This is a genomic window from Deltaproteobacteria bacterium IMCC39524 (genome assembly GCA_029667085.1).
Taxonomy (GTDB): domain Bacteria; phylum Desulfobacterota; class Desulfuromonadia; order Desulfuromonadales; family BM103; genus M0040.
On sequence record JARUHJ010000001.1, the window covers coordinates 14,339 to 29,678 of the forward strand.

Annotated in this window: 16 protein-coding genes and 3 riboswitches; of the genes, 10 read left to right on the forward strand and 6 right to left on the reverse strand. The window is 48.9% G+C overall.

Annotated features, from left to right (window positions below; all coding sequences use genetic code 11):
* The first annotated feature begins 2 nt into the window (after positions 1-2).
* Positions 3-506, forward strand: a complete 504-nt coding sequence (locus P9J64_00065) for a chemotaxis protein CheD (GenBank protein MDG5466708.1) — start codon at positions 3-5, stop codon at positions 504-506.
* Positions 507-642: 136 nt separating this feature from the next.
* Here P9J64_00065 and P9J64_00070 read toward each other — a convergent pair whose 3' ends face one another.
* Positions 643-852: a hypothetical protein gene (locus P9J64_00070; GenBank protein MDG5466709.1), complete on the reverse strand. Its 210-nt coding sequence runs from the start codon at positions 850-852 to the stop codon at positions 643-645.
* Positions 853-1,145: 293 nt separating this feature from the next.
* Between P9J64_00070 and P9J64_00075 the strand changes: the two genes are divergently transcribed.
* From P9J64_00075 to P9J64_00115, 9 genes are all read left to right on the forward strand, one after another.
* Positions 1,146-3,677 (forward strand): bifunctional aconitate hydratase 2/2-methylisocitrate dehydratase, encoded by a 2,532-nt coding sequence (locus tag P9J64_00075; protein ID MDG5466710.1) that lies wholly within the window; start codon positions 1,146-1,148, stop codon positions 3,675-3,677.
* Positions 3,678-3,991: 314 nt separating this feature from the next.
* Positions 3,992-5,431 carry a putative nucleotidyltransferase substrate binding domain-containing protein gene (locus tag P9J64_00080; protein ID MDG5466711.1) on the forward strand — a complete coding sequence of 480 codons (1,440 nt, stop codon included), beginning with the start codon at positions 3,992-3,994 and terminating at the stop codon, positions 5,429-5,431.
* A gap of 55 nt (positions 5,432-5,486) precedes the next feature.
* Entirely contained in the window at positions 5,487-6,143 is a 657-nt protein-coding gene (locus tag P9J64_00085) for a hypothetical protein (GenBank protein ID MDG5466712.1), read from the forward strand.
* Between the two features lie 467 nt (positions 6,144-6,610).
* Positions 6,611-6,689: riboswitch (cyclic di-GMP riboswitch) on the forward strand.
* Positions 6,690-6,829: 140 nt separating this feature from the next.
* Positions 6,830-6,908: riboswitch (cyclic di-GMP riboswitch) on the forward strand.
* 288 nt (positions 6,909-7,196) lie between these two features.
* Positions 7,197-7,793: a peptidoglycan-associated lipoprotein Pal gene (pal, locus tag P9J64_00090; protein ID MDG5466713.1), complete on the forward strand. Its 597-nt coding sequence runs from the start codon at positions 7,197-7,199 to the stop codon at positions 7,791-7,793.
* Positions 7,794-7,923: 130 nt separating this feature from the next.
* Positions 7,924-8,367 carry a hypothetical protein gene (locus P9J64_00095; GenBank protein MDG5466714.1) on the forward strand — a complete coding sequence of 148 codons (444 nt, stop codon included), beginning with the start codon at positions 7,924-7,926 and terminating at the stop codon, positions 8,365-8,367.
* A gap of 183 nt (positions 8,368-8,550) precedes the next feature.
* The gene (locus P9J64_00100; GenBank protein ID MDG5466715.1) at positions 8,551-8,811 is read left to right on the forward strand and encodes a hypothetical protein; all 261 of its coding nucleotides are present in this window, start codon (positions 8,551-8,553) and stop codon (positions 8,809-8,811) included.
* Between the two features lie 26 nt (positions 8,812-8,837).
* Positions 8,838-9,233 carry a PilZ domain-containing protein gene (locus P9J64_00105; GenBank protein MDG5466716.1) on the forward strand — a complete coding sequence of 132 codons (396 nt, stop codon included), beginning with the start codon at positions 8,838-8,840 and terminating at the stop codon, positions 9,231-9,233.
* A 279-nt stretch (positions 9,234-9,512) separates the two neighbouring features.
* Positions 9,513-9,587: riboswitch (cyclic di-GMP riboswitch) on the forward strand.
* Between the two features lie 126 nt (positions 9,588-9,713).
* Positions 9,714-10,112, forward strand: a complete 399-nt coding sequence (locus tag P9J64_00110) for a hypothetical protein (GenBank protein ID MDG5466717.1) — start codon at positions 9,714-9,716, stop codon at positions 10,110-10,112.
* 145 nt (positions 10,113-10,257) lie between these two features.
* Entirely contained in the window at positions 10,258-10,626 is a 369-nt protein-coding gene (locus P9J64_00115) for a PilZ domain-containing protein (protein ID MDG5466718.1), read from the forward strand.
* 214 nt (positions 10,627-10,840) lie between these two features.
* Here P9J64_00115 and speB read toward each other — a convergent pair whose 3' ends face one another.
* The 5 genes from speB to P9J64_00140 all read right to left on the reverse strand — a co-directional run bounded on the left by speB (position 10,841) and on the right by P9J64_00140 (position 15,269).
* Complete coding sequence (gene speB, locus P9J64_00120; GenBank protein MDG5466719.1) at positions 10,841-11,764, reverse strand: agmatinase; 924 nt, start codon at positions 11,762-11,764, stop codon at positions 10,841-10,843.
* Between the two features lie 157 nt (positions 11,765-11,921).
* On the reverse strand, positions 11,922-13,223 hold the full coding sequence (gene bioA / locus P9J64_00125; protein MDG5466720.1) for an adenosylmethionine--8-amino-7-oxononanoate transaminase: 1,302 nt from the start codon (positions 13,221-13,223) through the stop codon (positions 11,922-11,924).
* A 93-nt stretch (positions 13,224-13,316) separates the two neighbouring features.
* The gene (locus tag P9J64_00130) at positions 13,317-13,967 is read right to left on the reverse strand and encodes a DedA family protein (GenBank protein ID MDG5466721.1); all 651 of its coding nucleotides are present in this window, start codon (positions 13,965-13,967) and stop codon (positions 13,317-13,319) included.
* A 22-nt stretch (positions 13,968-13,989) separates the two neighbouring features.
* Positions 13,990-14,529 carry an HDIG domain-containing protein gene (locus P9J64_00135; protein MDG5466722.1) on the reverse strand — a complete coding sequence of 180 codons (540 nt, stop codon included), beginning with the start codon at positions 14,527-14,529 and terminating at the stop codon, positions 13,990-13,992.
* Positions 14,530-14,738: 209 nt separating this feature from the next.
* Positions 14,739-15,269, reverse strand: coding sequence for a hypothetical protein (locus P9J64_00140; GenBank protein ID MDG5466723.1), 531 nt, complete (start codon positions 15,267-15,269; stop codon positions 14,739-14,741).
* Positions 15,270-15,340: the final 71 nt, after the last annotated feature.

Here is a 15,340-nt window from a genome sequence, read left to right on the forward strand (position 1 = left end):
TTATGATGAGCCAGACCACAGGTACAGTAGAGACTCTCTCTCCAGCACGCCACTACCTTTATCCGGGCACGCTTTTCGTGCACCGCAAGCCTCATTTGATCACAACGGTGCTCGGCTCCTGTGTTGCCGTCTGCCTGTGGAATCAAACCTCGCAGCTCGGTGGCATTAACCACTACCTTTTGCCACTCTGGAACGGTGAGGGGCTGCCGACTCCCAAGTACGGCAATATCGCGATTGCCAAGTTGTATGAAAAGGTCCGTGCACATTCCAACCCGGGCGATAAACTGATTGCCAAGGTCTTTGGCGGCGCCTCCATGTGGGAAAAAACGGACGGTCTCCTGGCCGTTGGGCAACGGAATATCGATTTTGCCCTGGAAACCCTGGAAGCCCTCGGTATTTCGGTGGTTGCTAAAGATCTCGGTGGTCATCAGGGTCGTAAAGTCATTTTTAACAGTGGTGACGGTTCGGTTCTGATGAGAAGACAGCGGCCAATGGGCAAGTCCTGACCCTGTTGGAGTCATCTGTCATTTCATACAAGTCTCCATCTTCAGCCTCCCCCCTTTGAGTTGACTCTCTTCTGCTCACGATGAAGAGCAGTGTGATACGTAAACCCTTTTCTCAAAATTCCAACGCCGGAACCGGTTATGCGGCAAATACATAATCACGGGTCCGGCGTTTTGCATTTCCCCGGTTTAGTTCTGACCTTTTGGCAGATCGGTGCAATGGTTCACGTCGCTTCTTTTTACCTTGGGCTGTTTTCCTGGCGGTGACCCTGTTGTTGGCATGCTTACGGGGAAACAATTGACTGGTCGCTGCCAATAGAAAAGCAAACAACATAATGATCTCAAACATTTTGACCTCCTTCGTCTGTGATTTTGAGTAAAACACTATGTGTTGTCAGAATATGTCACGCTGCCGGTGTCTCAGTTTTGCGTTTTTTATTGTGACTAAACGAAAGAAAATTGTGGTGAAATTATCTGTTGAATAAGAGGTAAATGAGGGTGGTTTGTGCGTTGACGGAGGGGTGGAAATCGTATACAGTATGCAGGTTTCAGCTCAGCTATACCCTAAAATTTCATAAGAACGAGCACTTTATATTCGGTGGCGATCTTTCGCTGCTAACAACTTGATGAAGGAGAGAGAAGATGATTGAAGCTTACTTGATGCATGAAAAAGAACGTAATGCCCAGGGGATTCCTGCGTTGCCGCTGACCCCTGAGCAAACTACCGGCCTCTGTGACCTGCTGCAGAATCCGCCTGCAGGCAAAGAAGAGTTCCTGATGAATCTTTTCACCGAGCGTGTTTCGCCCGGCGTTGATCCTGCTGCTGAAGTCAAGGCCGGTTTCCTGGCCGAGATCCTGACCGGCGCGAAGAGTTCTCCCCTGATTGACAAAAAGCGTGCTGTTCAGATCCTCGGCACCATGATCGGTGGTTACAATGTTCAACCGCTGATCGGTGCTTTGAGTGATTCTGCTTTGGCTGATGAGGCTGCTGCTGCACTCTCCGGCATGACCTACGTATATGATGCTGCGGATCAGGTCATTGAACTGTCCAAGAGCAACGCTGCGGCGAAAAAGGTTGTTGAAAGCTGGGCTGCTGCTGAATGGTTTACCAATAAGCCGGTCCTGGCCGAAATCATTAAGGTCAAAGTCTTCAAGGTTGAAGGTGAAATCAACACGGATGATTTCTCTCCTGCCGGTGACGCCTGGAGCCGTCCTGACATTCCATTGCACGCCCTTGCCATGGGTAAAACCCGTTTCCCAGGTGGTATCGAAGAGATCGCCAAGTGGCGTGCTGAAGGCCACCAGGTGGCTTTCGTCGGTGATGTTGTTGGTACAGGTTCATCCCGCAAGTCGGCTTGTAACAGCGTGCTCTGGTGCATCGGTGATGATATCCCGGCCGTTCCCAACAAGCGTCGTGGTGGCGTAATCATCGGTGGTGTTATCGCCCCGATCTTCTTCAATACTGCACAAGATTCCGGCACTCTGCCACTACGGATGGACGTTTCCAATCTGAACATGGGTGATGTGATCACCATCAATACCGCAAAAGGTGAAGTCACCAACGAAGCTGGTGATGTTGTCTCCACCTTCGAGATTAAGCCGGATACGGTTGCTGACGAGTTCCGTGCCGGTGGCCGGATTCCACTGATTATCGGCTGTGCCGTAACCAAGCAAGCTCGCGAAGCTCTGGGCATGGGCGAGACGGATATCTTTGCCCAGGCTGCTAACCCAACTCCTAAAGCGGGCCAGGGTTACACCCAGGCTCAGAAGATGGTTGGTCGCGCCTGTGGCGTTGATGGCGTTCTGCCCGGTTCTTCCTGCGCTCCGATCATGACTACTGTTGGCTCCCAGGACACCACGGGCCCAATGACCGCTGATGAGATCAAGGAGCTGGCTTGCCTGCGCTTCAAATCTCCTATGGTCATGCAGTCCTTCTGTCACACGGCTGCTTATCCGAAGCCGGCTGACGTGAAAATGCACGCCAACCTGCCGAAATTCATCTCCGATCGCGCCGGTGTTCCCTTGCGCCCGGGCGATGGTGTTATTCACAGCTGGCTGAACCGTCTGCTGGTTCCCGACACTGTCGGTACCGGAGGTGACTCCCACACCCGTTTTCCGATCGGCATCAGCTTCCCCGCCGGTTCCGGCCTGATCGCCTTTGCCGGTGCTCTCGGCTTTATGCCTCTTGATATGCCTGAGTCGGTTCTGGTGCGCTTCAAGGGGGAGTTTAACGAAGGCATCACCCTGCGTGATGCTGTCAACGCCATCCCTTACTGGGCCATCAAGCAGGGGCACTTGACTGTTCCGAAGAAGAACAAGGTCAACATCTTCAACGGTCGTATCCTGGAGATGGAAGGTCTGCCAAACCTGTCGGTTGAGCAGGCATTCGAGCTCACGGATGCTGCCGCTGAGCGTTCCGCTGCCGCTGGTTGTATCAAGCTCTCCGAGGAGAGTGTCTGTACTTACCTGCGCTCCAACGTTGCTCTGATGAAGAAGATGATCGAAGAAGGTTATCAGGATCCAGAGACACTACAGGGCCGCATTGACGCCGTCAACGAATGGCTCAAGGATCCCAAGCTGCTCGAAGCCGATGCCAACGCTGAGTATGCTGCAGTAATCGAAATCGACCTGTCCGAGATCACCGAGCCGATTCTCGCTTGCCCGAACGATCCTGATGATGTCAAGCTTCTCTCCGACATCCAGGGGACCCCGATTCAGGACATTTTCCTCGGTTCCTGTATGACCAACATCGGTCATTTCCGCGCAGCTGCTGAGATCTGGCGCGGCGAGAAGTTCAACCCGAATGTTCGCACCTGGGTCTGCCCTCCGACCCGTATGGATCAGGATAAGCTGAAAGAAGAGGCTGTCTTCTCGGTATTCAGTGCCATGGGTGCCCGTCTGGAAATCGCTGGCTGCTCCCTCTGCATGGGCAACCAGGCGCGTGTTCCTGATGGCGTCAACATGTTCTCCACCAGTACCCGTAACTTCGATGACCGCATCGGTAACGGTGCCCAGGTTTATCTCGGCTCCGCTGAGCTCGGTGCTGTCACCTCAACGATGGGTAAGTTGCCAACTCCGGCTGAGTACCTCGCTGTTTACAAGGAGAGGGTTGCTCCTAAGAAAGACGAGATTTACCAGTACCTGCAGTTTGATGAGATGGATGGGTACAAGTAATCGGTTTAAAACCGGTTGGTCAAAATACATGAACACAGAAAAGGGTCGTCCCGATACGGGACGACCCTTTTCTGTTGGCAATGAGATATTTTCCCAAATTTAAAGTTTTTTCTCTGCGGCTTTGCCCCTCTGCGTTAATACTTTTTTGTTTTAAAGCCTTTGAAATCAAAGCCCTGCTCAGAGCGACGTCGAACGATACTTTCCTGTTTCTGCTTGCACTCCTGTGATTCCCCAGTTAGATTAATACATGGTGTTCCCCAGTGAATGCCGCAGACTGAGATCCTCTTCCTTAACCTTGATGCAAGGCTTCTCGGATGTCTGAAGACAATATCCTCTTTCAACAAATCAAAAAATATTGTCGTCGTGATGTAGCGACTTGCGAGCCCGGAGATAGCGTCCTGAAGGTCGCCCAGATCATGCGTGATCTGCGCATCTCCAGTGTGATTATCTGTGAGGGCAATGAGCCGACCGGAATTTTAACGGATCGTGATTTGCGTAACAAGGTCGTTGCCCAGGCTATTGACCCCCGCACGATTACAGCACGTGAGATTATGAATGCTCCTCTGCTTACGGTCAGTGAGAATGATTTTATCTTCGAAGCTCTTTATCGTATTTCCAAGAATAATATCCATCGCATTTGTGTTGTTGACCAGGATAACCGCCTCTCCGGAATCATCACTGTCACTGATATCATGCGTCTGCAAACCCACTCTCCACAGAAGTTGGTGCGTGATATCGACCAGGCAGCGACCCTTGAAGAGCTAAAGCTCTACCACAACCAGATTCAGGACCTGGTTATTCATCTGGTTGGAACGGGAGTGCCGCCCCGAGAACTGGTGAGGATGATTGCCCTCCTCAACGATCAACTGCTTCTGCGCCTCATAGAGTTGCTGCGAGCCAGACAATTTAGAGATCTTACCGATAAATTTGCGTTCATTGTTCTGGGCAGCGAAGGGCGGCGGGAGCAGACTCTTACGACTGACCAGGATAATGCCATTGTTTATGCTGACGATCTTTCTGAGCAAGATATTGCTGGGATAGAGGCTTTCTCCGAAGTTTTGATAGATTCACTCATAGAGATCGGCGTCCCTCCTTGTCCCGGCGGCATTATGGCCAAGAATGCATTCTGGAGGCGTAGCTTCAGCGGCTGGTGTGATGCTCTTGATGATTGGCTTTCGGTGCCATTGCCGGACAATATTCTCAACAGCGGCATGTTTTTCGACCTTCGAACTGTTTATGGTGACATAAGTCTTGAAAAAGCCCTGAAGCAGAGGCTTGCCGAGCACTTCAGCAAAGGCTCGATGTTCCTGACCCATTCGGCTGCCAACGTGAATCGCTTCAAACCTCCACTTGGTCTTTTTGGCGGCATCAAGGCTGAACAAGGGGAAGAACATAAAGGGCAGGTAGAGATCAAAAAGGCTGGAATCTTCGCGATTACCGAAGGAGTGAAAGCCCTCGCCATGGAAGCAGGGATCATGAATGGCGGTACCCGTGAGCGCATCCAGTCCCTGGTCGACAAGGGTGTGTTGAAGCGTAAATTCGCCGATGATCTCGACGCGAGCTACAACTTCCTGGTTTATTTGCGCCTGCGCTGCCAGGTGAATGAGATTCGGGCAGGTCGCGAGCCAAGCAACTACATCACCTTGAGTAAGCTCAACCACATGGAGAAAGGGCGTTTAAAGCTCTCGTTTGAAGAAGTCAATGAGTTCCATGAGTTCCTGAGAGTCCACTTTCGTGTTCACCTTCTTCGTTGAACGAATATCTGCACGCTTTCCCCTGCAATTATTGAGGCTACTTGTTCCCTTCTTATTGTTCTCTTCCCTGTTGCTGACCGGGTGTCGCAATCCCGTTGACTCCTCTATCTTTGATTCTCTTGCTAAAACCAATGTTGACATGATCGCCGATAGCAGCTTGCGTGAGTTAAATAGGCTCATGGGGGAGTTGCTGGTTAAGCTCTATAAACGGAATCCCTCGCAGCTGGATCGTGCGCCTGGTATGTCGGTCGGTCAACGGCAGGCCCAGATTTTCGACACCTCCGGACGTTTATCCTTTGCTGAATTGAATTATCAACAAGGGACTGATGCTTTGAACCTGGCTTTCGATCCGTTGTTCCGGGGTGATCGTGTGTTCGCCTTGATGTCGGGGATGGTGGGGATGGTGCGAAGCTCTTACGATTGGCAGGAAGAGCAATTCATGCTCGACTCCCTGGATGAACAGCTGTTGTTTAATTCGGCACGAAATATCGAAGTGATTGCCTGGCGTTTGAGCAATAGCAGAGACGCTGGTGGAAAATTACTGCTTCTCTCCAATAGCCAGCCCGGTGAAGAAGAGAACCTGAGTTATGAGCGCATTTTCGGTAAGATGATCGCCATTCAGGATATGATGGCGTTTACTGTTGTGGGAAAGTGGGAGAGGGGCTTCAACAGCGTGTTGCAGAAGGCGGTTTTCTTCCCGATGGGTTTATAATCGCTTTGCTTTGTTCGCGTTCTGTGTTGATTTACTTGGCTTAAGAAAGTTCGATGCCTCGGAGGTGCAATCCTAATCTCTCGCATTTCACCTCTATACAATAGGCAAGCCTACCACCACCGGAATGGGCTTTTCTTGTATTGCAGGTTTAGTAATGATTTGCATTTCAGACAAACTGAGTATCCCAGAACAATGTAGGAATATAAAAAAGAACCTTTCTCCCTTGACCTCAACCTATGCCTGAGTATCTTGGGCAACCTATTGGTCGGCAGATTCTTTACCTGTTCTGCTTTACATGCCCATGCTAGAGGTGTGGTCAGGTGTGTTTGAGTTACAGAAATCTAAAACACAATAAATTAGGTGCCTTGCACTTTTTTCGGTTGAAGTTTAAAAAAAAACTTTACAAATGATATTTGGTGCATACATACTGCAATTGCTTCAAACATAGTACTTTAGTTTTAAAATAGACTCCGAACGGGCAAAGCCAGAGAGATCTGGTGACGCAAAGCCACGGATCCTGACATTCAGGATAGCCGGGTTGCCGAAGAGATGAATCACGTTTCTTCCGTCTCCGCTGTTCTAAGGAATACAAGAAGCGCTCATCTTCGGTAGAAGATCGGGCGCTTTTTTTATGAAGGTAACTATGAAGCACCTGTCCGTCGCTTATGTCGATGGTCAGTTGAGTTTCTCCGAACGGGCAAAGCCAGAGAGATCTGGTGACGCAAAGCCACGGGTCCTGGCATTCAGGATAGCCGGGTTGCCGAAGAGATGAATCACGTTTCTTCAGTATCCGCTATTCTAAGGAATACAAGAAGCGCTCATCTTCGGCAGAAGATTGGGCGCTTCTTTTTTTTAATGCAAAGACTCACTTACAAAGACTTTAACTTCTTAAAGTTCGCCAAGCTTCACCCCAGGGGCAGCTCTAAAGTTTTTTTCGCCTCCTGTAAAAAACTTGTCCTTCAGGTTTTGCTGTTCCCTGGGGTGTTTTTTAAACAAAAGAGGGTATTTATCAATAGCTGAGGGCCTTAATTTTAACAGTGAGGAGTCGAAACAATGAAAAATTTCATCATGCTACTTTTAACCGTTGTCACCATGCTTTGTGTCGTTTTAATTGCAGGATGCGCTAAAGACCTTGTAGTGGAACCCATAGACGCCGAAGCACAAAATGGGGCAGTACAAAAGAAGCAAGCCTCGCAGAACGTAGATGACGCAGATGTTCTGGAAAATACAACAGTCATAAACGTTGGACTGGAGCGCGTATATTTTCCGTTTGACCAGTTTACCTTGACCACCAAGGCTCGAAGGGTCTTGGATGCCAATGCAATAATATTGAAATCTTCTCCTGCCTTGAAGGTAAGTATCGAGGGCCATTGTGATTCTCGCGGTTCAGATGAATACAATCTAGCCCTTGGCGAACGACGTGCTCATGTTGTCAAAAACTATCTTGTTTCGCTGGGCGTTGCATCGGATCGCTTTGAAACGATCTCCTACGGGGAGGAATTGCCAGCAGACTCAGCGATGACTGAATCTGCCTGGGCAAAGAATCGCCGTACTGAGTTCAAGACCATCAACCAAACTTTCTTCAATAACGATATAGCTCCGATCGAGAAAAGCCAGATAGACCTGGTGACGAAAAGCCATGGGTCCTGATTTACAGGATAGCCGGGTTGCAGAGGAGATGAACCCGTTTCCTTGTTCTCTGTTATTCAGGGAACACAAGAACTGGTCATCTTCTGTAGAAGATTGGGTGATAATTTTAAGTTGGTAATAAGGGGGTTTTATGGTTTTTCGTACATTGTTGGTTGCTGTCAGTTTCATATTGCTGTTTACCGCTATGGCCCATGCAGACATGAATGCCTACATCCATGATCTCAACGTTTCTGTGCAGGGCGATATTGGTGGCTACAAGACAAAACTGGGCGTACGGTTCGGTACGTCGAAGTCCCAGGTCGAAGCGGTTTTTCGGTCTGTTGAAAGCCCGGCCGAGGTGGCCGTTGTTTTGTGGCTCGGAGAGCAGTCACGACAGTCGCTCGATACGGTTCTGAAGGTCTATCGTTCTCAAAAGCCGCAAGGCTGGGGAGCGATGGCCAAAAGTCTCGGGATCAAACCTGGGTCAGCAGCTTTTCACGCCTTAAAGCAAGGTGATATTCAACTTTCTATGCATACCGGCACATCACAAAGGAAAGGGGGAAATAAAAAAACCAAAAAGAGCAAACACGGCTAGTTGCTTATTTAATAAAGCAAGAATTAGAAATTGTAGCCCTTGTTCTCATGCACAATTTACTTGCTATTGCTTTCTTCAAGCTTTTGTTCTTAGTAAACACCAAAAAGTCATAATGTTCCAATGGAGCAATGCTTGTTCCTTATTTATGTCTGATGAAATCAATAAAAATTGAGGAGTAGGACCATGGAGATCAAATTAGCTGAAGCCATCGTTGAGGCTTGTGACCAGAATGGTTTCAAAGTTGAGTTACAGAAAGAATATTCGGTTCCCTGGATGCGTGGACGAAAGACCGTCGGTGTAGAGATAGCCGGGGGAGATTTGACCAAAGTTATAGCTTCAATAGTGAATAACCCCCACTTTTTTATCGAAGGTGAATCACCGAAGTTCGATATCAAAAATGATCTTAGTGTGAGTCCTTTTCGACTTAGTTTGATCCTGCACTAGTCAGTAATTTGGAGGAGCTTTTATTGATGCTGATAACTAAAGATTGTGGGATGCCAATTATAAAACCATTCGGCAGCCGTGTAAAAGTTGCGACAACGGTTCACTATGAACCATGCCATGAAATGGCTCTTTCTGGCCTGAGTGAGGATTTAAGTGTTGGTGGACTTTACCTCCAGACAAATCTTGTGTTAGACCTTAATGAAGTATTTAAAGTGACCTTTCCTCTGCCAGGGCAAGAAAAAGTAGTTTCATGCGAAGCAAGTGTAGCGTGGACCAACTTCGCTGTAAATCAACGGAAACCGGAAATACCATATGGTGTAGGTTTACAGTTTGAAGACCTTTCGCTTGATAATTTATTAGCATTGTCAACCTTTGTGGATCATCACAATAAATTGTCAAAAATGACTATGCCCTCTGTTTAATTTGCCCCCCGTTTAAGTGCATGCCGGGTGCCGTTAGGAACAATGAGTTATGGAACGAGTGGTGGGTGTTTAATGTTGCCGGGCTCAAAATTGAATTGCAACACTTGGATTATCTGCAGGTGTCCCTTCCTGCTTGTCAGGATCAGTAGGAATTGTGCTTTTTCGCCAATCTGGTGCATTCAGTACAATGCGAGCGGATAAAAACCCCCTACTTTATTGCTTAATTCTGTGCTCCTTGACGTAACCCTCAGAATGACCTAGTATAAAATTCTGTTTACTCTCCGATAATAGCAAAGCTAGGGCGACCTAGTGACGCAAAGCCAGGGGTCACACTGTGACAGCCCAGCCACCGAAGAGGGTTTAGGGATAAGCATACCTAAACGTCTATCTTCACTATCGAAGATAGGCTTTTTTTATGGGTGCAGATAAAAACCGCTAGATGGTCATATCAAAAACAATTTAGCTATGGGTTGAAAATATATGCCAGCCAAACATTTTATTGATAAAGAAGCTAAGCTTATTGTGACAACATGGGAAGGTGATGCCGCTGATATAGAGTTCATTGAAGCGATAACAAAATATCAGAAAGACATTCAATTAAATCCAGAATACATAGAGTACAATGAAGTTGCTAATTTTTGTAAAATCACAAGCATAAAGCTTACGCCAAAGGGCTTGAAAACGATTGGGCGAATCGCGTCAAAAACAGATCAGTATAAATTCAACAGCAAGCTTGCTCTTGTTGTCAGTTCAGGCGCTGCCTTTAACCTCGCAAGGATTTATGCGTCGTTTAGAAATATACAGAACGGTACAAACAAAGAAATACGTATTTTTAAAAGTGAGGTAGAAGCAATGGGGTGGGCTCAAAATAAAACATAACCATAAAAAATGTGCCAGCAGGAAAACGGCCTTCTTTCCTGTTCAATTCATAACAAACGCTTATCTTTGCTTCTCTCGCAATTCACTGTTTGTGCAAGCTTAGATTTAATAGAAGACAATCTTCACAAATATGAGGAATGCTACAATGCCTTTGCATAATGGCGAACCACCTGAAAGACGTTCTAGCGTTCGGCTCAAAGCGGAGCTAAGGGTTTACTACGGTGACCACCAAAGTAAATTGCTTACAGGCTACAGCATAGATTTAAGTACAGGAGGGATCTTCCTTAGCACAACATGCCCATTCGATGTTGATGACATTGTAAAGTTGAAATTATCAATACCGGGTGAAGAGGAAAGTACAGTCTCATGCGATGCACGTGTTGCATGGATTAATTACGAGGACAAGCGCCTTAAGCCTGAATTTCCAACAGGTGTCGGTCTGCAATTTGTCGATCTTACACCGGAAAACTTCGGTTCAATAGTAGGTTTTTTAGAGGTCGAAGCAGCTTGGTAACTTTTTTCAGTACTTCAGAAATTTCATAAGTCACGATGTATAAGGCAAAAAAAGCCCCGACCTGCTTTCACGGATTGGGGCTTTCTTGTAAGTATTGCTGCAAGTCCTTCTTAGGGGGACTAGGGATATTTGATACACCAAATGTCAACACAGAAAGCTCTTACAGCACATATGTTTAATACCGAACCTCTCAGAAGTGATTTAACCGGAACGATTATTCGTAATCCATTTGTGACTGGTTACCGACCTCTGGCTTAAGATTGAACTCCTTGGCACAACCCCAGAATGAAATGATTTTCAACAGGAGCTTCGCCGCTGTCATCTCGGAAACCCGGCTGGGTTCCGGCACAATCTCCACCATGTCAACGCCGCGCAGGTCGATCTCTTTTTTGGAAAAAAGGGTCTCAAGGACTTCAATCATCTGGTACCAGAAAAAGCCGCCCGGTTGTGGTGTGCCGACACCGGGGACGGCGGCAGGATTGAAGACATCCATATCGATCGACAGGTAGACCGGCCCTTCAAGTGAGTTAACCCTTTGCAGGAAAGACTCCCATTGTCCTTTTCCGCGCAAATCCCAGTCCAGAAAGAGAGAGATGTTGGGATTCTTCTCGATGACCTTGACCTCACTCTCATAGATCGATCGTATCCCGGCCATGACAATTTTGTGCCCTTGGCCCAGAAGTCGGGTGACCGGGCAGGCGTGACTGTACTTGCTACCTTCGTAGCTGGTGCGCATGTCGGCGTGTGCGTCAAGAAAGAGGACTGTGCCCGGTTCCGGCATGCGGGCCTCAACCAGGGAGGGGGTCAGAGAGTGCTCGCCACCGAGGCCGATAAAGAGGTTGCCTTTAGGCAATAATGCTACGTATTCAGTCAGTTTGACATGAAACTCTGCGTCGGAAAGAGATCGATCATCGGTAAAATCGGGCAGAACATTGAGCTTCATATGCTTGAAAGGCGACCAGCCGGCGTCTTCTTCATAAAACTCAAGTTGTTCTGTAGTGTCCAGTATGGCTTTCGGGGCTTCTGCCGTGCCGGGTTTGAAAGAGACTGTCCTCTCGAGAGGGATTGGCAGAAGGAGGATATCTGCTTCGTCGATTGCTGCATCAGGCATGGCCAGAAATTGCGAGGTGTCAGACATGGTGGATCCTTAGTGTGTGATGTAATACGGAGATTAACGTTTTGGGACAGGCACAGAATACAGAAATTCAGAGGATAAAACGATATAAATTATACGATCAGTAATCAGGGAGCAGGGAGCAGGGAGCCCTGCCTTTCTCCTCTAGCTCTGGTCTTAATCAGAGGTGCAACTCTTCTGCAACAGCTTCAGTCGTAGCTGTCATTAAGCTGTTTAGCTCTTCATCATTGATGATGTAGGGGGGCATGACATAAACGAGTTTGCCGAAGGGCCGAACCCAGACGCCCTTGTCGACAAAGCGCCTGGTGATGGAAGGCATATCCACAGGTTGTTCCAGTTCCAGAACTCCGATCCCGCCTTTGATGCGGACGTCTGCTACACCATCCCAATCCTGACAGGGCTGCAGGTGCTCAAAGAAAGTCTCACTCATTCTGGCAATGCGCTCTTGCCACGGGCTATCAAGCAACAGGTCGATGCTGGCGTTGGCTGTGGCGCAGGCCAGCGGGTTGGCCATGAAGGTCGGGCCATGCATGAACGCTTTTGGAGCCTTGCGTGAAATGGCCTGGCTGATCTCTGAGGTCGTCAAGGTTGCTGCCAGAGACATGTAACCACCGGTTATCGCTTTGCCCAGGCACATGATGTCAGGAACGATTTCTGCCTGCTCACAGGCAAAGAGGGTGCCTGTACGGCCAAAACCGGTGGCGATTTCATCGGCGATCAGCAGGACCTCGTAACTGTCGCAGAGCGATCTTACCTGGCGCAGATACTCTGGAGCGTAAAAACGCATGCCGCCTGCCCCTTGAACAAGCGGTTCAAGGATTACGGCAGCTATTTCGCTATGGTTCTTTTTGATCAGATTACGAAAGTCAGCGATATCTTCATCGCGCCAGTCGGCATCCTTTGTCACCGTTGGAGCCTCGGCAAAGAGATGCTTCGGGAGAGCCTCGGCAAAGAGATGGTGCATGCCTGTTTGCGGATCACAGACCGCCATGGCTCCGCAGGTGTCACCATGGTAGCCGCGCCGGATTGTCAACATCCGCTGTTTGCCTGGCTGTCCCTTTGAGTGCCAGTACTGGATAGCCATCTTGATAGCAACTTCGACGCTGACGGACCCTGAGTCGCAAAAGAACACGCGTGTAAGAGGCTCCGGCGTCAAAGTGATCAGACGTGCGGCAAGTTCTGCGGCCGGGCGATGGGTCAGGCCACCGAACATTACGTGTGACATCTCATCAAGCTGCGCCTTAGCGGCTGCATTGATGACAGGATGATTGTAACCATGAATGACCGACCACCAGGACGACATGCCATCGATCAATTGACGACCATCCTCAAGGGTTAAATGGACACCTTGTGCGTTTTTGACGGAGTAGGGTGGGAGAGCCCCCTCAAGGGGTGCATAGGGATGCCAGACGTGATTTTTTTCGAATTCGAGCCAGTTGCTGTCATCCAGGAGATTGGGCATGATCGTTGGTCCTTAAAGCTTGATCAGGTGAGTTTCCTGCAGCTTAGCGGAAAAATAAGGCCTGAACAAGGAATGTATGAGGTTAGGGAGCTTTCAGGACGAACTGTCCTCTTCATGCTTGGCACTGTGCTGGTACTGCTGGGGTAATAGCTTGCGTCGCAGCCACGTCAGCAACAGGCAGGTGACGAGTGCCAATGCTACCAACAATCCCAGTCGTCCGGTTAATGTCTCGGCGCGCTGCCAGCTGGTTCCACCGAGAAAGCCGAGCCCCGGATAGCTGATCCCCCAGAGGATGCCGCTGATAATTGAGTAGAGTGTGAATGTCGCAGGGCGCATCTGGCTGGCTCCGGCAACAAAAGGGACCAACCCGCGAATCGGGCCGAGGAAGCGGCCGAAGAACACGCTCTTGCCGCCATGCTCATTAAAGAATATCTCGGTCAAACGCAGTAGGTTTTGGCGTTTTTTCAGTAGCCGCCATTTCCAGAGATGAATGCCGAAGCGTGCTCCTAGCCAGTAGCTTAAGAGATCTCCAGCCAGGGCACCGCATGCTGCAGCGGTCATGATCGCCTCAATCGGGGCCTTGCCCTGGAAGGCCAGCCAACCGCTGAAAACCGTCAAGACGCTGCCTGGCATGATCAGCCCGACTCCGACGAGAGCTTCAAAAAAGGCGATTAAAAAGACCGCGGCGATGAATAACCCTCCGCCCGGTATAAGATTGAATATCTCTTGAAGCCAATGTTCCATCGCGCCCGCTCTATTTCAGGGTTCAGGGTTGGAACTTCTGGTGCCACCGGTTAAAAATATCCACCTTCTTCTTGTCAAAATGACTTAAAGAAGAGCGGACTTTTTCAGCCGTACGTTTGCCCGGCGTTGTCTTGGAGTAGAAGAGGTCGGCGTAAGCGATAATCTTCTCTTCCAGGGTCTGTGGGCTCATGTCTCGATGTGGCAACGGAAGCTCTTGTCCCCTAATGTCTTCAACGCTTAAGCCGACTCCGATGTGGCGTTCGCACACTAGCGCATGACGTGGGAGCCCTTCTTCGCGTAGCAAATCAGCGCCAATAATCCCGTGACAGATATAGGGCTTGTCACCGAAGCAAGCCAACTTTGGAGTGTCGGTATAGAGCATGCCAATATCGTGTAGCAACGCTGCCTGCTCGACAAATTCGATATCAACAGTTTCGGTTCGTTCGACATGTGTTGCTACGCTCACAGCCAGTTTGGCAACCTGGATGCTGTGCGCCAGAAGGATATTTCTGGCCTCTTGGTTGACACCGTAATATTTATCAATTAAAGCAAGTGGTTGCAAATTATTACCTGAGGTGAAATATAACTCTTGTTGTGCTGGTTCATGGTTGCAAAATCTAAAGATAATGTTTAATACAAAGCCGCAAAGAACGCTGAGGAAAATCTCTTAAAGCTGTGAAGAATGGTTTGAGCCTGACAACTCCTCTCTGCGGCTTCGCGCCTGTGCGTTTAAGTCTGTCTTGGCTTTGTTTTGATTGTCGCTCCGTTGATTCATTGAAGAACCTGGAACGTATGAATTACTTGATCCATAACACCTGAGTAAAGCTTTGTGTTTTCTTTCCGTATCGTAAGGGAGATCAGGTAGCTGCGGTTGGCATTTGAGAATTGATAACTTTCGAAATGCTTTTCTGCCGAAACTCCGACAATGTGTGTGGCATCGCCAGCCGGCAGCGCGACCTGCTCTTCCAGTGAAATTTCCAGATCTGTAAACTCCTGGTAAAGTCGAGCTATTTGCTGCTCTGGTTCGATCATCTTCCGTTCCTGAGATATGAGTCTCAGAAGTGTGTCGTCAGCCTGTGGAGGCTTCCAGCGGAGCTCGCCGCTATTACTGCCGTAGGTGAGACGACGGTCCTTGGCCCACAAAAGCGGGTATTCGATAGCACACTCGAGTACTGCGTCGACATACATGCCGGTTTTGATCTTTGATCCGCTCTCCTGCATGGCGGCACAGCCCTGGAGCAGAAGACTGCAGGCGAGCAACAGGGCAGGAAACGAGCTAAATGTCAGGTATGGTGGGATCATGGCTCTGCCAGAGTTTGAAGTTTGACTCTTCCTCCAATTATACACAGCGTCAAGAAAGAGTGTAACTACTT